Below are 19,605 nucleotides of genomic sequence, written 5' to 3' on the forward strand. Positions count from 1 at the left end.
TATTAGAAAGACGCCATAACTACCCCTTTTTAGGCTCAAGTATTTATTTTCTCGCGCAACATCTTGATTACTTGCTGGCTGAAAGGCTGCATATCCCCAACCAGGCGAAAGGCCGCCCAGAAGTAGGGATGGCTATAGCGCGCTTCCGCGTGTCTGAGCATGGCTTGTTGCGCTAAGCGTAGCGCCTCTACCTTGCTCTCTCCCTGAAGCAGATGTTGATAGAACGTCTGCATCAAGAAGCTGGTAGAAGCATCTTCAACCGACCAGATGCTCATCACAAGCGAGCGTGCGCCCGCCGCTAAGAAGGCTCTCCCCAATCCCAGTTGTTCGTCCCCACCACCGCTCAGGGCCAGGCCGGTCTCACACCCGCTCAGGGTCACCAATTCACAGCCTTGCAGATTCAGTGAGAAGGCATCGATAGCGTTGAGGTAGCCATCCGCCAGCACAACCGAAGAGAAGTTTGGCGCATCCAGGCGACTATGACCATGCGTCGCCAGGTGAATGAGCGAACAACCCTGCGCTCTGGCTTGCAGATGTGCAATGGTGGCCTCCTCTTCCAGGTAGCATTGCCCATGGAGCAGTTCAGCAATCGAGGCCGCCTCCTCTAAGGCCGAGGGAAGCTTACTATGTCCAGAACACCCCATCACCAGGGCCGTCGCGAGTTCATCCTCATTCAAGTGCCACATCTTCTGCAGGTCCAACAATAAATTACTCGCAGGCAAATAATTGATTTGAAAATCCTCGATCAAGTAACGCGAACCATCGTAGAGGGCATGGAAAGGAAGCTGATGTAGAATGCCATAGGGAACAATCGTCAACAGCCTGGTTGTATCTGCAAGATGGTCCGCCACGGGAGCAATAAGCAGGCGGTAAAGTTTCTTCAGCAAACCACGAATGACCTGCTGCGGAAGATGCAAGGCATCAGGCCAGCCTCCTGGCTGTAAATGCGCGTGCAGGAGCAGCAAATATTGTTCTAATTGCGGGAGGACACCTGGCTGCTTACAAACAAAAAAAACCTGGGCAGTTACAACAAAAATGACCAGCGTATCCTTAGAGAGATAATATGTCAGCAGCGTCTGCCCTGGCTGTAAAGCCTGGCGTAACTGTTGCACATCTACTCCAGACATGGACGAACGTACGCGTTTGCGCCGCCGCCTGGTTATGGATGGAACCAGAGCGCCATCGGAGCGCAACAAATGCAACCATTCAAAGAGCTCGGCAATCTTTGTCTCACACTGCTTGATGGTGGCTTCAATCTCCTCACGATTGATCGCAGCCACCAGGTCTTCATCCCGCGTCGCCAGCAAGGCACTGTATTCGTGGTACTTTTTCTGCCAGAGCGAGAGCTCGTACTCACGCTGCAAAAGCGAAGCACCTTTCGCTCTCCTCACATCGTCGATCTCCCTGGTATCCTCATCAATAACCCCGGTTTCTTCAAGCCCCAACTTATCCTGTGATGCTCGTATATACTGGCGTAAGGCGATTGAACGTGCACGCTCCAGGTAATGCAAAGCCAGTTCAGCATGGTCATTTTGGAGTTGCAGGGCAATCATATCCTCATACACTTCCCAGGCAGTTCGCAGGAAAGTAGGTGAGAGATCATATACCAGGTCACTCAGAAGGTGCTCAATTCGCCCTATCGCGCTCAGAAAGAACCTATTAGCGCGTTGTCGATCATTTTGAAGAAGCGCCATCCGCCCAAGGAGATGTTGGCCTCGATACACACCATCCTGTAAATTGGAGTGTTTGGCATTTTTGACGAGTTGGCGGCAGAGTTCCTGCGTTTGTGCCAGATTAACCTGGTAACGTTCTGCCTGTCCTGTTTGTGCCAAACCAATCGCAGCCTCGACCATGACAAGTTGCGCTTGCATCAGGAGCGCAATCAGCCCCTGGGCATTATAGTATTTGCTGATGTAGGCGGCCTGTTCATAAGCCTTGCCATAGGCTTGCTGTCTATTATAAATTTCCGCACGACGCAATTGTGTCATTGCGGTAAGATAATTATAACCATGTGAAATATTCTCAGATTCGACAAGAGGCTCCAGAGCATCGTGCAAGTGCCCTGAAGCAATCAGAGTATTGGCATATCCATGCAAACTCTCAATCCGGTCGGCTAGGATTTCTAACTTTTCTGTTAGCTCGACTGCTTGCGATCCTATCTGGCAAGCATCACTCATCCGGTTCAACTTCAAAAAGCACATCGCCATTTGCAGAAGCATACGCGCCAAAATCTGGGGGTTCTCGACTTTGTGTTGCAGATATATACTACGAGCATCATAAAAATGCCTCAATGCTGAACCATAGTATCCTTGCACAAAAGCGTTCTCGGCGATATTCATCTCGCTTAAGACAACGGAAGTAACGTCTCCAAGAGTTTGAAAGCTCTGCTGCGACTTATTCAGTAGGCTGGATGACTCCTCAAATGCACCAATCAAGGCGAGATTCGTAGCTTTGTTGTGTTCTGCAATAGCAATCGAACGTCGAATATGGCTCTCATCAAAACTCTTCAGGAGTGGATATGTAGCTAATACACGATCATAAAGCTCCAGGGCTTGCTGATAACGGCCAGCATATTTACAAATAATAGCTGTATTAATATCAATCGCGCAGGCCCAGTAATATTCATCTAAGCGCATAAAGGTCTCACGCGCTTGCGCGGCAACTTTCAAGGCCTGTTCAATATCGTCTGACTCGGCACACGAGATAATCCAGACAATACGACTACGCGCCCAGTTCAGCTCGTCTCCTAAAGCTTGAAATACGTCCCCGCCCTCGTCCAGGTATTTTAGCGCGGCCTGATGGTATCCCTGATGTGCTAGTAAGTTGCCACGGGCAGTCATTCCCAGGGCATATGAGGTTCTATGGCCAGTATGCTGACCATAAAATATCAGGAGATCGGCAAGCTTGAGGGCGAGCGACGGCTGAGCATGGTCAAGCTTGAGCGATGCTTCGCGCAGGCGAGGACCAAAGATAGCAGGCTCTCCCAGTTCAGCGCTGTGTTCCTGGAGAAAACGCTTCCCTGCGTCGAGATCTAAGGCTTGCAAGCGCTGTATAAATGGCTCCAGGTCCATCATAAAATCGCGCCATGCGGGGACCCCTGGCTTTAGACATGGGGAGGAGCATGGCGCACTCCTTTCTGAATATACTCATAACCGTCAGATCGATGCACACACCGCAAATACTTGGGGTGAATATCGACCTTCCCAAGTCGAAAACTAGGCCGATGGCGAATGGCGATTCGTCCTTCAAATGTTCCTTTGGGCGTTATGGCTTTGACCATATCACCCGTTTGATACCCCAAAAAGGTTTTTTTGCGTGCTTTGTGCTGCTTGGGGAAGCCAAACTCATCAGGTACGCACATACGCCTGCGCCCATGCCCTGTGGCTGCGATGCGCAAGGGCACAATTCCTTTGTGCGATAGCGTAACAGGCGTATTCATGCCCACGCACGACGCATCGAGCCAGTGGTTTTTGGGCAATCCTCGCATGGTGCGATTGTACTTGGTCAAGCCACCGCTGCCACACTCCACAGGTAACCCCACGGCTTTGAGCCGTTCGAATAACGCAAAACGCGTGGCATTCACCGCTGCGGCATCCTTGAGTGGCTTCTTCACATGGGCCAGAATACGCGTGAGCACATCAGGCTTCTTGGTGAGAAACACCGCAATATCCTGGGTGCCTTTTGCGGTATTGCATGGCTCACAGGCCAGCGTAAGATTGCTTATCCGATTGGTGCCACCATGAGCACGTGGATGGATATGCTCGACTTGAAGCGGAACATTTTGTTTGCCACAATAGGCACATCTGCGTTCCCACTTTTCCAGCAAAAATTCTCTGATCTCATATCCTTGCAATGTTCCTTGCTGATATTCAATCCCTGTTATGTCTGGATTCTCTATCAATTGCAGATCAAACTTGACCAATTCTTGGCTGATGGCCGCAATGGGAGCATAGCGACACAAACGAGCTACCCACATCTGGATGTTGGCAAGCCGACTTTCTAATGATGGTGGCAACCATCCTTTCTTACGCCGCCTATTCAGGTATCGCGGTTTGCGATACCGTGTTTTACGGTTACGTCGGTTGCGGCGAACCGCACGACGATCATCCAGGCTTCCCTTGATTTTGTGCCCACGATGCTCAAGTTCAGCCGCGAAAACAATCTTACCGTTGCCCTCATTCACCAGGGCGATCCCCGTGGTTTTACTTCCAGGATCAAGCTTGAGGCGCAAGGGTTGCACCTCTGGCTGTTCAACTACCCGTTTGAGCACAATAGTAAAAGGGTATCTGCGAAACACAGCAGCTTTCCCTTGCGTGAGTAAAAGCCTTGCCCGTGCTGGATGGACTGGATTTAATGGTTTGTAGTCACTATCAATCACAAACACGTTGCTCAAGTTGAGCCTCTACTTTCGTAGGTAATGGTTGCCTCGACAATGATAGAGGGCGGTACTTTTCCCTGAGCACTGCATAACACCCCGTTTTGCTGTTTAACTCAGAGATTCTAGAGCTACAGGCTGGCACGCACCCGTAGGTAGGAACTTGAACGCTTCACCTCTATCGTAGCCCAATAGCCGTCTGCCGAAACAGAAAGCTCATGGCGAAGTCTGGACAGGTCCGGGCTTGCGTTCACAAGCCCCTGCCTTTAGGCATGGGGTACCTGACGGATTCTTGTACCATGTGCGACCCCATTAGCTGCGTTCGATCTTCAATCCCTCGATGACGACTTCATTCTCCGGTAACTGCACGACCAGCGTATAGCTTCCTACAGGCACAGGTTTAAAGACAATATTGCCCAGATCATCGATTTTTGTGGATATAAGCGGAGGCTCTTTTTCCCAGCTAGTGCTAAGCATAATTTCCGGTTGTATGTCGCCAGGCTCTTGCAAGTGATTGAGGATAGGATAGAGGTGTGCATCGACTCCTTCGAATGCTTCTATGCTCTCATCGGGATCGGCGCAGGAGAAAAGCCCGAGCATCATTAGATCGCCATTGCTGGCTCGTGAGAGGTGAAGCGAGATATTGAGTGTGCCTGCCCGATACTGGCGTGGCCAGGGCGTCTCAGCGACCTCTCCACGTGTCACCAATTGGGGCTGCCAGGGCACAAGCGTGGCGACTATGCGCTCCGCCGCCCGGCGCAATACACCAAGAGGCTGCCTACTCTCAGCGGGAAAGGCCTCGAAGGACTGCAACACCCGGCGAATCTCGTGTACGTCTTGTGCACACAAAGGGCAAAATGCAAGGTGCTCAGTTACATTCATGACTTCGTCAGGGGAGAGATAATGAGCACAAAAGAGATTTAAGGTCGTAGCATCGGGACACTGACTACGGTACAGAGAATTAAGAAGAAAATTGTTTGTCTGTCTATAGCGCTCCAACCGCTCTCGACACTGCGCGCATCCGGCGAGATGACATGCCGCCTCTGTCGAGAGAGGGACATCATCTAACGCCAGGCTGAGCAATGCATCATCTTCTGGAGCCATAATATGCGAACAATTTTTCATCATTAAGATAGTACTTCCTCCTTATCATCCCTGACATAGAAGCAAGCACGTCTCCTTTCTTGCTATGTATGGTGATACATACATGTGGGAATGGCAAAAACCCACATCTATTTTATTTTTCTGCTTGTCTTCTCAAACTGTTATCGCTTTGTAAACGTTCCATATGCCATTTTTCGCGCCTTCTTTTTCCAATCACCTTCCTCTGAGGATAACTAATGCTATATAGTTGATCAAAGCATAACCATCTATTGCAATGATTATCCTTCTCACTTTAACCTACGCCTGTTTACCAAACAGCGGACTAGGCGGGAGGATGCACTACGAGCATCCTATGCACCTCTCTCTACTGAGAGATGCTCACTCGTGAGATGATTCCAGGAACATCTCTGGGGGATCCCAGAAGCTCAACTGGACGGGAGGCCCGGCATCCTGGATCCTCTGCTGATTCTGCTGTTTCCACGCTTCATGCCGCGTCATGAGGAGCGCCTTGACCTCCGAGGTCGAGCGACATGCCGCCAGTTTCCGATCCCCCCAGCGTCCCGCGAGCGTCTGTGCGGCTTTGCGGTCGGCCTGGTCTGCGTAACCACAGACCAGGCACTTGAAGGTTTTCTGGTTCGGCCGATTAGCGCGATCGACATAATGGCAGCGGGGGCATTCCTGAGAGGAATAGGCGGCTCGGACCGTGTGGGCTGCCATGCCCTGTTTGGCGGCGGCCCAGGCCAGTTGCTCTGGGATATGCCCCAGGTGAGAAGCATACAGATAACTGTTCATCACCCTTGCTTTGAAGCGCATCGAGGCCACATTGAGGTCCTCATAAATGAGTCTGGCATCTCGATGATCTTTGACCAACGCATTGACCGCCCGGTTGATCTCTTGCTTGACGTGACGGCTCAAGCGTTGCGACGTTTCAGAACTTGTCGAAGGAAGCTTGCCCTTTGGGACGCCTTTCTTTTCCAGACAGGCTCGCAGTTTCGCCTTGCGGCGACGCTTTTCCCGATCGTGCTTGTGCTGTCGGGCCATCTTGCCATGAAAACTGCCATACTCTTTATTGGTGGAGGTCGTGAGGAAATGGGCAATGCCCACATCGACGCCTACTGTAGGGGCGTCAGGCTTGGTTTGAAGAGGAACGTCCTCGTCAAAGGAGAGCGTCAGCCACCAGACTCCATTGCGCTTGTGAAGTGTTGTGGATGCATTGAGCGTGCGGCCTTCGAGTGCTCGTTTGTGATAGGAGGCGAGTTTGACTGGGACTCGAAGCGGATTCCCGACATCTAAGGTGGACACGCGCAGCCAGTAGTCGAACGTGGAGTCCTCCGACTTCTCGAGCACCACCACGTTGACATTGGCTTGGATGACTGGCACACGCAGCACAGGGAGATCCCATTCGGTCCAGGTCGGTTCGCGGCGTTTGAAGGCGGACATCCGGCCTTCCGCCTGAGCCTTGGCCTGAGCGTAATCAGCCACATCTTCCAGGTACGCCTGATAGGCGTTCGCTCGATTCGTGCGAAAGCTTTTGGCAATGCCTGCGGCTTGCTGTATTGCCACTCGATGCAAGCGGTCGGAAAGATCGGTTTTGAAGACGGTTTCTTGGTACTTGTCCGGGCTTGTCTCGGCCTCGCAAAACAGGGTGGTGTACTGTTGGCACAGCGGCAAGTAAACCGCCACAAGCTGATCGAGCGCCTCAAGTTTGCCAGGATTGGCCTCAATGAGACGGATATGGGTCACCGCTCGAGTGATGGTCTGCTTCGTCTTCTTTTTGCGCTTGCGCTTTTTTTTCTCATCAAGCGAGGCTTTTTGGGGCTTCTTGCTCACAGGCGGGTCCATTCTGCTGCAAAGCCGCTAGCACTTGTTCCGTCTTGCGTTTGGCTCGTCTGCGACCATAAAGACGAGCGCAAAACGAGGGAATGATGCTGATAAAATCGCCCATGAGATCATCGTCGGCGGTATCAGCGGTGTTGACGATGACCAGTTTCCGTCCTTGCATAGCCAACAAGGTCTGAATATAGGCCACGCCAAAGCGAGAAGCGCGATCTTTGTGTTCAACCACGATCTGCCCGATTTTGGGATCTGCCAGCAGCGCCAGAAACTTGGGCCGCTGATCGTTGATGCCACTGCCGCACTCTTTGACGACTTTGCTGACCGACCAGCCTTGGGCATTGCACCAGGTCACCAGCCGCTCGGCTTGCCTTTCCAGATTGTCTTTGTTTTCGCTGCTTGAAACACGAGCATACACAGCGACGGCGTGGACCGGAACCGAGCGAAGCTCTGGCGGATCAATGATCACGGTGCCGGTGGGCAATTGATAGCCGGGAATCTGGCCGCGTTTCCACATACGCCAGGCGCTGTTATAACTGATCCCAATCTTCTTGGCATAACTCGATAACTTCATACATCCAAGTATACTCTATCTGCTTGAGATATGCAAGAGATGATGATACTTTGTGATGGTTGCTTATACAAAATGGATACCTGCTTTTTGCGGGACGCCTCGCGCCTGGATTAATGAGTGTGATGTGTGTTGGTAGCTGGAGGTTGCCAACACACATCACACTCGTTACCCCTATAGCTTGCCTGGGGCGCCTTCACCACACCAATTACTGCTCGTTATAACTCATGCGCCAGCGAATTTTGTCTGAGTTGCGCAGAATACGCTCCATGATATTGCGCTTCAGGCGATAAATTTCGTCTTCACCGCTAAACTCACCAGGACAATAATGGATAATCTCACGCGGCTTTAAGTTACAATGAAAGTGTAAATAGGCGATACGCTGCTCTTTTTCGCCAGGCAGGATGGTTTTGATAATATCCCAGAGTTCATTTTCATGATAACGATCTTCTACAAATGGCTCCTCATGCCCTCCCTGACCATAATCTGGTAGAGGCTCGATATGAGAGCGCGAAAAGGCCCGCAACGTATCCATAATGGCACAGTTGAGGCACAGGTGCAAATAGCTTAACGCACCACCCAGGGTCGAAAAGCGCAGCTTCTGATCGCTGACCGCCTGCCAGAAACGCCGAAAGGTATCATCAATATAACTCTGCTCGCTTTCGTGCCGCAGCGCGGCTTCACGATTGGGATGCCGTCCCATCCAGAGGCGAATATTATCGCTAAATAGGCGCTGCAAGACCAGCCAGGCCTGCTCATCTCGATTTACCACGGCCCGCCGCAGAATTTCTAAACTGTATTGATCGTTGCTTGGCTCCTTACGCCGGTAGCGGGCCATCTCCTGGTTACAACATGTTACAAGCTCCGCCAGGGTCATTTCTCCAGGTGGTTTCTCCATCTTAATCCCCATCACGCTTTCCTAACTTCCTCTTCAGCGTGGGCTGAAGTTACTGTAACCTGCATATCACTGTTTTCGTCTTATGCCTCTGCTTTATGAGCTTCGATTGTCACACGAACCTGAGGCATCTCCCACACTGCGACTTCCTGCCTCTATGGCAAAACTACCATTAAATATTTAACCTGTTTTTATCTCAATATTAAAGTCATAATTTTTTTATTAACCAAAAAGATTACATTTTATTATAACCATTTTTACGGCGGGACAGTTACAAAAAGAATATCCTTAGATTAGAGAATTACTATGCAAAAGTCAAGAAGCTTCGACTTGTCTCCCATCTTAGATCACGTTGGCGTCCTGGTAAGAGCATCTAATCGCTTTCTTTATTTTTCTTGTCACAACACTGGAAAACAGGTATACTGTACTTATAAGAGTACTCATAAAGCGTGCTTCTTACAATGGTTTAGCTAACCAAAAGAGAGTCAGATACTTCACATCCTTTAGTGGAGGCTTGTGCGAAACAAAATGAGTTCAAGTATTGTACTTGCCATTGATACTGATCTCTCTCCTACAACTCTGCACGCGCTCACTTCGATCAGTGCGTTCTTAGAGCAGTCGGCTCCTACTGTCCGCCTTCTCCTTCTCCATGTGATCCCACTTACCCAGGTCGTTCCAGCACAACCAGGTATGTATGTGGGGCAGGTCTTTCCAGGGACAGCGACTACTATTCAACGCGAACATGCCCAGGCCATCCTCTATAAAGCACGTCTCTTACTAGCTCAACAGGGCATTAGCATGGAACGTACGGAGGGAGTGGTCCGTGAAGGACTGCCAGCCGATGAAATTACGCGAGCGGCCCGCGAGCTACACGCCAGTTTTATCGTCGTTGGGCGCCATGAAGATACGCTCAAACATAAAATCCGCCGCTTCCTGCTAGGGAGCACTTCACAGCGCATCTTACAATTGGCCTCCTGTCCCGTGTATATCGCGGTTCTGCCTCCACCTGCCAAAGCCAGTGACCTATCCTCCTGGTATATGGAGGCCATCAAAGGCTACCTGGACGAACATCCCTCTTCCCTGAGCGTCTTCACTCCCGAGCAGGCCGCCAGGCGCTTTGCGCCCCCAGGAAAAAGTAAAATCGGGCGCCAGGAGGTCAAAGCGGCCTCCCGCGCCCTGGAAGATCTCGCCACTGGTGGACTTCTTTGTCGCCATGAGATCAAAGGCGAGCTACGCTATGTAAATGATTAGAGAAGTTGTCTGAGAGCCTCAGCCGTGGTGACGGGAGCCTGGCAGGCGAAATTCTGGCAGACATAGGCCGTGGCCTTCCCCTCTTGCATCGTGCGTTCGGCCAATAATGGAACGGCGCGTATGGCCTCCTTGTCATCGGGGCGTGCACAGGCCAGAACGCTATTAGGCAGGTAACGCGTGTTCACTACATTCAGTAGCGCCTGCGTATCCGCCGCCTCAGGACTCCCCAATAAGGCGATTTCGCGGGCCATAGTGAGCGAGAAATCGAGCGCCCCCAGGGCCTGGCCAAAGAATTGCGGGTGCTGTACCATGACGTCCGCAAGTGACTGGAGATAGGCTTCAGCGCGCTCACGATAGGCGTCCTCGCCACTGAGCGCCGCCAGGCGCAGGAGGACATCGGCGGCGACGCTATTCCCGGAGGGAGTGGCATTATCCATAATGTCCTTGGGGCGCGTCACCAGTTCTTCATGATCGCTCCCCGTGTCAAAGAAGCCTCCATTCTGCTCATCGGCAAAGAGCGCAATAGCCTGGTCCATCAACGTCCGCGCCTCGGCAAACCAGCGCGGATCAAAACAGGCCTGGTAGAGCGCGAGCAGGCCATCAGCCAGGAAGGCGTAGTCTTCGAGATAGCCTTTCAAGCGCGCACGCCCATCTTTATAGGTGCGTAGCAAGCGCCCATCCTGGCGTAGTGAGCGCAGCAGGAAATTGGCATTATTGATCGCAATCTCCAAGTAGTCACCGCGTCCCAGGTGGCGTGCCGCCTCAGCAAAGCTACGCAGCATCAACCCATTCCACGAGGTCAGAATCTTCTCATCGCGACCCGGTTTCACCCGTAGCTCACGTGCCTTGAAGAGCTGCTCACGTCCAGACTTCACGATCTGCTCCACCTCAGGCACGCTCAATGTCAGCTCTTTGGCCAGTTGCTCTACCTCGACGTTGATATGGAGAATATTTTTGCCCTCAAAATTGCCACGAGCGCTGATGTCGTAGTAACGCATGAAGATCGCGGCATCTGGGGCGTTCAATAGCGCCTCGACTTCAGCGGGCTGCCAGAGGAAGAACTTCCCTTCCACGCCTTCGCTATCGGCATCCTGGGTGGAATAGAAGCCACCTTCTGGCGAGACCATCTCGCGCGCGACATAGTCCAGCGTCTCTTCAACAATACGGCGATAGAAGGGCTTGCCCGTGACCAGGTAGGCCGCCAGGTAGGCACAGCTCAGGAGGGCATTATCATAGAGCATCTTCTCAAAATGAGGTACCAGCCACTCTGCGTCGACCGAGTAGCGATGGAAACCACCCCCCAGTTGATCGTACATGCCGCCCTTTGCCATGTGCTCCAGCGAGCTCTCGACCATTCCCAACTCGGTCAGATTTCCGGGCAGCTGGCCCAGGCTCAGTTCCTGCTTGCTGCGATGCAGGTACACACGCAAGAGAAACTCTAAGGCCATCGAGTGTGGGAACTTGGGGGCGCCACCAAAGCCACCATGCTGGGCATCAAAATCGTTGGCCAGGGCCTGGCTGGCCACCACTAGCAGGTCGAGCTGAGGTAAGCCCTGCGTGGCATTCTCCCGGCGGCGTAGGGGCATGCCCTCGCGCTGGCGTAAGAATTGCGCCAGTTCATCGGCCTGCTCCTCAATCTTCTCACGCTCCTGGGCATAGAGCTGCGCCAGGCTGAGCAGAACCCGCCGAAAGCCAGGCATCACATATTGTCCATGATGGCGGTCATCTGGTGGGAAGTAGGTCCCACCATAGAATGGGCGCCCATCGGGAGTCAGGAAGACGGTCATCGGCCAGCCGCCTTGCTGTGTCATAGCCTGGACCGCCTGCATATAGATGTTATCGATATCTGGACGCTCTTCTCGGTCGACCTTGATCGAGACAAAATGCTGATTCATCAATGCTGCAATCGCGGGATTCTCAAAGGACTCACGCTCCATGACGTGACACCAGTGGCAGGCTGAATACCCCACACTTAAGAGAATTGGCTTGTCCTCCTGGCGCGCCTTTTGTAAGGCCTCTTCCCCCCAGGGATACCAATCCACAGGATTGTGCGCGTGCTGCAAGAGATACGGACTGGTCTCATGGGCCAGGCGATTCGTATGCTGCGGCTCTCTATGTTGCTGCTCGCCCTGCGGCGAGCGCGGTGTTTCGCTCATCTGCGCTACCTCTCTTCTGCTGCTAAACAATGTTCATCCTACTTTTTACGGCTGTGCTCTCTTTGTGCCTCTCCTCATCCCGTTCATTGTACGACATTCGCCCTTATCTCAGCTCGCGAGCTCGCCTTAGGGTAATGGGTGTCTGGCAGCGGGCTGGCGAAGCCAGCCCGCTGCCAGACACCCATTACCCCTGAGCGCCACAGACGCGAAGAGGGGGGATGTGGTCAGAACTGATTTTCTGTCGTACAATGAGCAGGTAGGAATATCGAGGTTCATGAGATATAACAGGCTGCTATGACCACACAAAAACCATTTAGCGATCTCGTTCTTGAGGCAACAGCATATCTTACCCGCGTCGATCTTGTCCTGGCTCAAACTATTCAATGGGTTGTGGCCCCTGCACGCTCCAGCCTGATCCCAATGTTTTTGAGGCCCTGATCGATGCGATTATCCGCCAGTTGTGCACGATCAAAGGGATTGGCAAATACCGACAGCGCACACGTATCGTTTCGATTTGATAAATTGGTAGATAGTATTAGAGATAGTGCATGGATACACCTGAGAACTATTACGCCACGCTCGGCGTACCACTCAACGCCGACAATGAGACCATCAAACGTGCATACCGTCAGCTTGCTCGCCGCTATCATCCCGACCTGGCCGGGCCAGAGGCGGCGCATCAGATGAAGCGCATTAACCGTGCCTATGCCGTCCTGAGTGATGAGGAGCAACGTCACAGCTATGATATCGTCATTGGGGGCGTCATTGATTTGCGTAATGGCGCGGCACATCCACGCTCGCGCCCCCAACGCTTTGAACACCCCATCGAACCAGAGTTTGGTGGACTCAATATCTTTAGCACCAGGGGACCCTTTCATGCAGAACTCTCGATTCACAGCTCTATGGGCGTGGTCTCAGCTGTAAAGGGGAGACAAACCACACACGGCTTACTCATCGCAGGTGGCTCCTTCGATGGCAAAGGAAGTATCTGGCAGGTCGTGCAGCAGGCGCTTCAGCCACAGATTATCCAGTTTGAGGCTGATCCAGCATTGACAATCGAGTCGCTGCGCGAACTCAGGTTTTCGGAGGCCGGATCGCTGTTAGCGGGGTGGGGACGCCTCTCCCTGCATGTCTGGGATACCTTAAGTGGGCAACGCATCTGGAGTTCTTCCTTGCAACAGCGCGCCGTCTCCGCACCCTACTCTGTAGACACAACCCTACGGGTCGAACTGGATGGGAAACGCCTGGTGCATACAGCCCTTCCCTTCCTTCCCAGCGATATCAAGGCCCCCCGCTCCTGGGGCGTTCGTGGTAGCGACATCGAGAGCCATCTTATGGGCGATGAGACCCCGCGTCCGCCAGTGGTCTGCCTGGAGGAGAATATCGAGCATCGCAGTTTCTGGGCCATCCGCCTGCGTGCCCTCTCCCATGACGCACGCCACCTGCTCACCCTCTCCTGCGCCCGGGTCACAGGCAATCCCCAGCAAGTCGTAATAGCACGTCGCTGGGACCTTACTACACAGACACGCTTCAAAGGTATGCGGCCCCAGATTCTCAACTCGTTGGAACTTGGGCAGTGCGAAGAATGCACACCACCCTATGCCGCCAGCCTGGATGCTCGTCTCGTTGCCTTTACCTATCAAGGGAAGCAATTACGAATCTGTGATACCGTGAGTGGGACCTATAGCGAGCTAGGAACAGGAGCCATGGGCAGTAGCGCCCGCGTGGCCTTCTCTCCCGATTGCCAGTTTGTCGCCGTCGCGCGCGAGGACAGCGAGATCAATGAGGGTGTCGTTGATATCTGGTCCATCGCGACGGGACAACTCATACAAAAGTTGTATCATCCCTGGCAAATCAGCGCCCTCGACTATACCGAACGCTACTTGCTGGTGGCATTAACTGATGGTACTCTTCATGTATGGAACGGTGCGGATACCCCTACGTTTTAACCAGGGAGGAAGCGCCGCCTTTCCAAGTATGAAAGCGTTCTTGCAATCTATCGCGAACAAAAATAGGATAATGTGCCGCAGGGGCTTTTTGCACATGGGCGTAGTAGGCCCTTGAGTATTAACGGACCAGAATACAACGCTAAGTGTATTGTTTTCCGACTTTGACTCTTGTGAGAGTACTTAAGATCGTGAAAGCAAGTAATCTGTGAATGTATTGACTGCTCGCTTGCTAAAAGCAAACAAACAGTGTAATTTCGCTTACTTGTTTGCTTCAATAAAGCAAGCAATTAGCAAAAGAGAGCCCGCTCGTTTGCTCGATTCCCTTCCTGTTCGTCATGTATACTCCAGGATAGGTGATCGTTTCCTCTGCTCTCCACTTCTGAGAAAGGCAATGCTATGGAAGTCGAATATGTTGGAAAGCGTGCTCACCTCTTCCACCTGCTACAGCAGCATCCTGAGTGGACCCTCCAACAGTATGCTGATGCGGTCGGCTGCTCTGTGAGCATGGTGTGTACCTGGCGACAGCGGTTTCGAGAGGCCCAAGCCCAGGGAACGCTTGATGCTTCCATCTTCTTTTCCCGCTCTCGTGCTCCTCATCATCACCAGCCTCGCATTGACACCGAGGTCAAAGAGCGGGTGCTTTCGATCCGCCAGTCTCCCCCGGAGCCGTTCCAGCGCACACCTGGGCCATTGGCCATCCTGTATTATCTGCAACGAGATGAAGCCTTGCAGGCAAAAGCGGTCCGCTTGCCTCGTTCGACACGCACCATCTGGCGTATCCTGGATGCTGCGGGAGCTATTGAGCGCAATCCTCCCCGTCAGCGCTCTCCGCGTCTGCCAAGAGCTCACGCGGGAAGAAGTGCAACTCGACTTTAAAGATGTTTCCACCGTTCCTGCCGATCTGCATGATCCTGATGCCCGCGCGACAGCATGTGATCGAAGCTTGCAATGCGGGTCGACGCAGGCACCTCCATCTTGCTTGACGCACAGGTCCATGAAGACTTCCACGCAGAAACGGCGTTCCTGGCGGTTATCTCCTTCTTGCGTCGCTATGGGTGTCCCAGCATCTTGACCTTTGACCGCGATCCCCGTTGGGTGGGCAGTGCAACGGCGCGTGATTTCCCCTCAGCCCTGTGCCAATTCCTCTTGTGTGTCGGGATAGAGCCCAACGTCTTGCCTCCTCGCCACCCGGAACTCAACTGCTATGTGGAACGATATCATCGAACCTACAAGGAAGAATGTCTGTTCGTGCATCGTCCTGGGACGCTTGAAGAGGTTCGCAATGTCACCGAGGCCTTTGAGCACTTCTACAACACGCAGCGTCCTCATCAGGGGCGCAGTTGTGGCAATCGTCCTCCCAGCCAGGCGCATCCTGTTCTGCCCACCTTACCCGCACTTCCAGTTCTGGTTGACCCGGATGCCTGGTTGCAAGCGGTTCACGGGCGAGCCTATGCGCGACGCGTCAAGTCAGACGGCCGCGTGAGCGTTGATGGGGCTGACTATTACATCAAGCAAGCATTGGCTGGGCAGTTGATCACCTTGAGTGTCAATGCTGCTGAACGCTGCTTTGAGGTCCTGCAGCATGAGAGCATGATCAAGCAGCTTCCCATCAAAGGGCTGCAAGGCCAACGGATGTTGCTGGATGACTACATTGCCTTGATGCAAGAGCGCGCCCGTTCAGAGGAACGACAACGCTTGATCAACCTGCGACGGCGACATCTCCAGGCCCGGTAGTCATTGTACTTGATTGCTTGTGGGAGTGGATGTGTTGAGGATGCTGCTGTCTGCTTTTCTGCTTGCTCATTTGCTTTCCATGGCTTGATCGTCTGCTTTGTTCCCTCCCTAGTTGACCCTTTTCTTATTTTTCTCGCTCATGCTCTTCTGCTTACTTGTTTGATTTCTGCTTGAATGCTTGTTTTTTGCAATCTCAAGTACTCTTGCAAGAGTCAAAGTCGGAAAACAATACACTTAGCGTTGTATTCCGGTCCGTTAATACTCAAGGGCCTAGTAGCATAATATGCCCTATATTATCAATTATGTGATTAAGATAGGGCATATTTACTTCGTGTGGGTGATGCCAGTATTCCGCTATATAGACTAATTCTTCTTTCTTTGCTGCTCTGTTGCTTTCAAACATGCTTGAAACTGTTTGATGGCTTTAGAAACAGCCTCTTCTTGCATGTCAAGCACATAAGCGTCTTCATAATTTGGTTTTCAATATTAAAAACTTTTTTAACAAAAAGAAAGCACTCTTCAGGTAACCGAAGGAGGCGTTGGGTATCATAGTCTACATAAGTGGATCTCCTGGATGGCTATGGTGTAGCCATTCAGCAAGAGCTTGTGCATGTTCTGGGTGTCTGACAAACCACTCTCCAAGAGAGCGTTGGTAGTTTCGTACAAGTTGAATCGATGATTGAAGTACATCAAGCCAGTAGGTATACCGATTCTTGACAGGCTCGGCATACTGTTTCATTTTCATTCTTACACTCATGAGTATGCCGCTCTTAGATTCAGTATAGGCATAGAGACGCGGGATAATAATCCCCTGCTTCCCTATTTGCTCGATTTCCTTGCTAGCGCCGTGAAGAAGGACACTTGTATATCTATGACGTAGTGCTTGGTCCTTTATGCCTGGGTCGCTTCCAATACTTACTACCACACATCCTACGGGCTTACCCGGTTCTAGTCTTTGTACATCCTCACCTGTAATGTCTCTTCCTCGAATCTCGTCACGCATGTACGCTTCTATACGCTCGTCTGTGAGAGCGACAATATGCAAATAAGCAACGATATCTCCATTGAGTCTTTTGACAACATAGTGGCCTCGGTTTTCTTTTTCGTACCACGATTTGCGTGTCTCTGTAGGGATAGGCCGTAGTGTTGCCGTCCGAAAAAGTTTAGCTGAGAGTTGAGTGATCTTCTCTAGATCCTCGATACTTGCCTGCGAGAACTGCACTTCGATACCCCCTGTGCGTCCGGTCTCCTCACGGAGGATTTTCTTGAGCGCATCAATGCTGTAGTATTTTTGTTTGCGAGATTCTGGCCCTTCCCGTTCTAATCTTCCCTGTTTCACGTATTTATAAATCATTGCTTCACTTACATGTAGACCGTGATCACTCAAGAATTTTACAGCATCTTTTAAGCTTAGATACCCTGAAGGCGGTTGTAGGCGCGGCATGTGATATCACGGCTCCCTTTTATACGTATTTAGTGTAGTTTACATCATTCCTTACCATTTTTACAATTCTTCTCTCCCTTGCAACGCAAATTTGTCCTATCTTATGAATATTGGCTTTTGTGACAAAATACAAAATTTGGTTTTGAATAATATTGATTTTCAAAACCAAATTTTGTATACTTGAAATGAAGCACTTGACATAGAAAAGAACGATTCCAGTCGATTAGCCATGTTTCTTTATAGCATAGTAGCAGCAGGTGATCACAGACAAGAAAAAACTGACCCTCGTCTGCCAACGAGAGCCAGTGAGTGAGAACACACAAAAACCTTTTGTCCACCGTTCAGGAGTTCTCTGTGCTCAGCATAGCGCATCGAGGCTCCGCAGTCAAGAAAGTGATGATGCATATGTCACAACGAGCCTCAATGGAGTTACGCTCAGGCCACCCGATGGATGCACCAGTCACGGTTTCGAATATCGCTTTCTTTCACGGTGTGCAGGCAGGCTACCAGGCGTATCGGCAGGAGCCAGCCCCGCTGAACGATCATGACCTGTATGAATACATGGTTCATCGCCTGCTTGCCTTTCCCGATTCGGCCAGCGAGAGTAATGGCTGGGTCATCGGATGGGTGAAGGGCTTGCTTGAAGGAGCATCCCCTGAACAACCCTCCACTGTTTCACGAGGCAGGCGCTCTGAGGTGCCTGCACCTTATGGAGACAACTTTCTTCTTGTTCTCCCAACTGATACCCCTCTTCATAGCATCGACAATCCGTATTGTTATCACTCCTCGTGCCCATGTCATCAAGACAGAGACGGCATTATTGAAGCTGTCCAGCATGTCAAAGACGGGCTGATGACTCCCGACGAAGCCATCAACTTCATCCTAGGAAAGCATCTCTAGCTGAGAGTTGGCTTCCTCTTCTTGCTTCCCAGCAGCAGCAGGAGGGAGACACAGGAGAAAACGGCATGAAGCACAATACCATGGGCACGACGTCTCACCTCTCTGGTGAGCAGCAGCCAGACGCCTCACGTCAGCGCGTCGGCACCTCGTTTGGCATTCACCCAGAAGACACTCCCAGACTGACAGACGAGACGAAACCCGCAGGCATTGATAACATCCTCATTTGTGCCGATCCGACCTTTTACAACGGCGTGCAATCGGGACGGTGCGAGTTTCTCGCCCTGTCTTTTGAAAAGCGCGAGATTGTTGCCCAGGATGTCGAGAACACCCTGCAATGGGCCATGTACGACACGTGGCACCCGGCAATTTGGCGCTACGGCTATGTGTGTGGCTGGAACGAGGAGTTCTATCAGTACGCCATGCGCAAACGAGAGGAGCAAGCCCAGGCCCCAAAGCCCATACGCCACGAAAGGGAGGAACGCTAATGCCCCCTTCTCGCTATCGTCCAAGCATGGAAACCGAGCAGCCGCCCACGCGTACAAAGCGCGTCACCAGAGCGCCGAGAGAGGACATCGATACTCAGGGCCAGATCGACGAAGACGCTTTGTATGAGGCACGCACCCATACCAGCGTCGTACGCCAAGGCACCTATCAGCCAGCAAGGACAGACCCACAGGCAACGTGCCGGGTCAGCATCCATGTTCACAACCAACCCAGACAGCAGAGGCAGCACCAGCAGCCGCCCCTCTTGCCTGTTGGCATCCCTCGACGGTTTCAGTTTCCCCGCTGGCCTGCCTATGCGGGACTCATAGGCGTGTTCATGGTTGGGGGATGGCTTGGAATTAACATAGGACAACACGCGTGGCAGACGTGGCAAGACGACATGCAGTATGGACGCCCCCGCACCTACCAGATTGACGCCGTTGTCGGCCACAACCACGACAGCAGCGCGGCCCCATCGCACTTTCTCGCTTTGAACCTGCATGGACAGATTACCGTCATTGAACTGGCAGCAGGCGACCCAGGCCATGCCCACTCCTACAAGACAGGCATAGCTTTGACAGGAGGCGAACCGGACTTGAACCCTGTGCAGCTTGTGTTTCAGGACATTGACCATGATGGCAAGCCTGACATGATTGTCAGAGTTGGAGATCAAAGCATCGCCTACAAGAACGAGAACGATGTGTTTAGCTCGACACCTATGAAGGAGGTGAAAGCGTGATTCTCTCGCCAGCGTGTCCCATCCAGGCTAAGCAGCCACAGCGCCCCCAGGAGAGCGACCCCAGGGGATCACGCCGCACCATGCGCATGTTGACCGAGCGCGTCAACGAACTTCTGGGTGTCACCTTTAGCGGGGAAGATGAATATGTCGTTCTCTCGTGTGCCGAGAACA

Annotated in this window: 16 protein-coding genes; 8 read left to right on the plus strand and 8 right to left on the minus strand. The window is 52.2% G+C overall.

Annotated elements, in window-relative coordinates; translation table 11 throughout:
* Window positions 1-35: 35 nt before the first annotated feature.
* The 6 genes from KRAC_RS13030 to KRAC_RS13055 all read right to left on the minus strand — a co-directional run bounded on the left by KRAC_RS13030 (window position 36) and on the right by KRAC_RS13055 (window position 8,796).
* Window positions 36-3,074 (minus strand): CHAT domain-containing protein, encoded by a 3,039-nt coding sequence (locus KRAC_RS13030; RefSeq protein ID WP_007907630.1) that lies wholly within the window; start codon window positions 3,072-3,074, stop codon window positions 36-38.
* Between the two features lie 29 nt (window positions 3,075-3,103).
* Window positions 3,104-4,393: an RNA-guided endonuclease IscB gene (gene iscB, locus KRAC_RS13035; RefSeq protein WP_007907634.1), complete on the minus strand. Its 1,290-nt coding sequence runs from the start codon at window positions 4,391-4,393 to the stop codon at window positions 3,104-3,106.
* A gap of 294 nt (window positions 4,394-4,687) precedes the next feature.
* A complete protein-coding gene (locus tag KRAC_RS13040) occupies window positions 4,688-5,503 on the minus strand; it encodes an anti-sigma factor (RefSeq protein WP_007907641.1) in 816 nt (271 codons plus the stop codon).
* A 354-nt stretch (window positions 5,504-5,857) separates the two neighbouring features.
* Window positions 5,858-7,309 (minus strand): RNA-guided endonuclease InsQ/TnpB family protein, encoded by a 1,452-nt coding sequence (locus tag KRAC_RS13045; protein WP_040442472.1) that lies wholly within the window; start codon window positions 7,307-7,309, stop codon window positions 5,858-5,860.
* Complete coding sequence (locus KRAC_RS13050) at window positions 7,278-7,886, minus strand: IS607 family transposase (protein WP_007907643.1); 609 nt, start codon at window positions 7,884-7,886, stop codon at window positions 7,278-7,280. The genes KRAC_RS13045 and KRAC_RS13050 overlap by 32 nt, the downstream gene beginning before the upstream one ends.
* 205 nt (window positions 7,887-8,091) lie before the next feature.
* Window positions 8,092-8,796, minus strand: a complete 705-nt coding sequence (locus KRAC_RS13055; RefSeq protein ID WP_157506420.1) for a hypothetical protein — start codon at window positions 8,794-8,796, stop codon at window positions 8,092-8,094.
* A 510-nt stretch (window positions 8,797-9,306) separates the two neighbouring features.
* Here KRAC_RS13055 and KRAC_RS13060 point away from each other — a divergent pair.
* Window positions 9,307-10,029: a universal stress protein gene (locus KRAC_RS13060; protein ID WP_007907645.1), complete on the plus strand. Its 723-nt coding sequence runs from the start codon at window positions 9,307-9,309 to the stop codon at window positions 10,027-10,029.
* Here the strand turns inward: KRAC_RS13060 and KRAC_RS13065 are convergent.
* Window positions 10,026-12,185, minus strand: a complete 2,160-nt coding sequence (locus KRAC_RS13065) for a thioredoxin domain-containing protein (RefSeq protein ID WP_007907646.1) — start codon at window positions 12,183-12,185, stop codon at window positions 10,026-10,028. The two genes, KRAC_RS13060 and KRAC_RS13065, sit on opposite strands and share 4 nt — an antisense overlap.
* A gap of 294 nt (window positions 12,186-12,479) precedes the next feature.
* Here KRAC_RS13065 and KRAC_RS73710 point away from each other — a divergent pair, with 294 nt between their 5' ends.
* From KRAC_RS73710 to KRAC_RS73720, 4 genes are all read left to right on the plus strand, one after another.
* A complete protein-coding gene (locus tag KRAC_RS73710) occupies window positions 12,480-12,623 on the plus strand; it encodes a hypothetical protein (RefSeq protein WP_007907648.1) in 144 nt (47 codons plus the stop codon).
* A gap of 110 nt (window positions 12,624-12,733) precedes the next feature.
* Window positions 12,734-14,134: a DnaJ domain-containing protein gene (locus tag KRAC_RS78230; RefSeq protein WP_007907662.1), complete on the plus strand. Its 1,401-nt coding sequence runs from the start codon at window positions 12,734-12,736 to the stop codon at window positions 14,132-14,134.
* Between the two features lie 396 nt (window positions 14,135-14,530).
* Complete coding sequence (locus KRAC_RS73715; protein WP_040442475.1) at window positions 14,531-15,010, plus strand: helix-turn-helix domain-containing protein; 480 nt, start codon at window positions 14,531-14,533, stop codon at window positions 15,008-15,010.
* A 72-nt stretch (window positions 15,011-15,082) separates the two neighbouring features.
* Window positions 15,083-15,868, plus strand: coding sequence for an integrase core domain-containing protein (locus KRAC_RS73720; RefSeq protein ID WP_052568193.1), 786 nt, complete (start codon window positions 15,083-15,085; stop codon window positions 15,866-15,868).
* Window positions 15,869-16,421: 553 nt separating this feature from the next.
* Here KRAC_RS73720 and KRAC_RS13085 read toward each other — a convergent pair.
* Complete coding sequence (locus KRAC_RS13085; protein WP_007907671.1) at window positions 16,422-17,312, minus strand: hypothetical protein; 891 nt, start codon at window positions 17,310-17,312, stop codon at window positions 16,422-16,424.
* A gap of 405 nt (window positions 17,313-17,717) precedes the next feature.
* On the opposite strand from KRAC_RS13085, the gene KRAC_RS13090 reads away from it, so the two are divergent.
* From KRAC_RS13090 to KRAC_RS61425, 3 genes are all read left to right on the plus strand, one after another.
* Window positions 17,718-18,212: a hypothetical protein gene (locus KRAC_RS13090; protein WP_244422043.1), complete on the plus strand. Its 495-nt coding sequence runs from the start codon at window positions 17,718-17,720 to the stop codon at window positions 18,210-18,212.
* A 65-nt stretch (window positions 18,213-18,277) separates the two neighbouring features.
* Window positions 18,278-18,697 (plus strand): hypothetical protein, encoded by a 420-nt coding sequence (locus KRAC_RS13095; protein ID WP_007907674.1) that lies wholly within the window; start codon window positions 18,278-18,280, stop codon window positions 18,695-18,697.
* Entirely contained in the window at window positions 18,697-19,434 is a 738-nt protein-coding gene (locus tag KRAC_RS61425) for a hypothetical protein (RefSeq protein WP_007907676.1), read from the plus strand. The genes KRAC_RS13095 and KRAC_RS61425 overlap by 1 nt, the downstream gene beginning before the upstream one ends.
* Window positions 19,435-19,605 lie beyond the last annotated feature (171 nt).

Origin of the sequence: Ktedonobacter racemifer DSM 44963 (assembly GCF_000178855.1) — a bacterium.
Lineage (GTDB): Bacteria > Chloroflexota > Ktedonobacteria > Ktedonobacterales > Ktedonobacteraceae > Ktedonobacter > Ktedonobacter racemifer.

Bases quoted from the DNA above. Each gene is read 5' to 3' on its own strand.
- KRAC_RS13030 (WP_007907630.1), bottom strand. From the start codon at position 3,074: ATGATGGACCTGGAGCCATTTATACAGCGCTTGCAAGCCTTAGATCTC.
- KRAC_RS13040 (WP_007907641.1), bottom strand. From the start codon at position 5,503: ATGATGAAAAATTGTTCGCATATTATGGCTCCAGAAGATGATGCATTG.
- KRAC_RS13050 (WP_007907643.1), bottom strand. From the start codon at position 7,886: ATGAAGTTATCGAGTTATGCCAAGAAGATTGGGATCAGTTATAACAGC.
- KRAC_RS13060 (WP_007907645.1), top strand. From the start codon at position 9,307: ATGAGTTCAAGTATTGTACTTGCCATTGATACTGATCTCTCTCCTACA.
- KRAC_RS13065 (WP_007907646.1), bottom strand. From the start codon at position 12,185: ATGAGCGAAACACCGCGCTCGCCGCAGGGCGAGCAGCAACATAGAGAG.
- KRAC_RS73710 (WP_007907648.1), top strand. From the start codon at position 12,480: ATGACCACACAAAAACCATTTAGCGATCTCGTTCTTGAGGCAACAGCA.
- KRAC_RS78230 (WP_007907662.1), top strand. From the start codon at position 12,734: ATGGATACACCTGAGAACTATTACGCCACGCTCGGCGTACCACTCAAC.
- KRAC_RS73715 (WP_040442475.1), top strand. From the start codon at position 14,531: ATGGAAGTCGAATATGTTGGAAAGCGTGCTCACCTCTTCCACCTGCTA.
- KRAC_RS73720 (WP_052568193.1), top strand. From the start codon at position 15,083: ATGCGGGTCGACGCAGGCACCTCCATCTTGCTTGACGCACAGGTCCAT.
- KRAC_RS13085 (WP_007907671.1), bottom strand. From the start codon at position 17,312: ATGCCGCGCCTACAACCGCCTTCAGGGTATCTAAGCTTAAAAGATGCT.
- KRAC_RS13090 (WP_244422043.1), top strand. From the start codon at position 17,718: ATGTCACAACGAGCCTCAATGGAGTTACGCTCAGGCCACCCGATGGAT.
- KRAC_RS13095 (WP_007907674.1), top strand. From the start codon at position 18,278: ATGAAGCACAATACCATGGGCACGACGTCTCACCTCTCTGGTGAGCAG.
- KRAC_RS61425 (WP_007907676.1), top strand. From the start codon at position 18,697: ATGCCCCCTTCTCGCTATCGTCCAAGCATGGAAACCGAGCAGCCGCCC.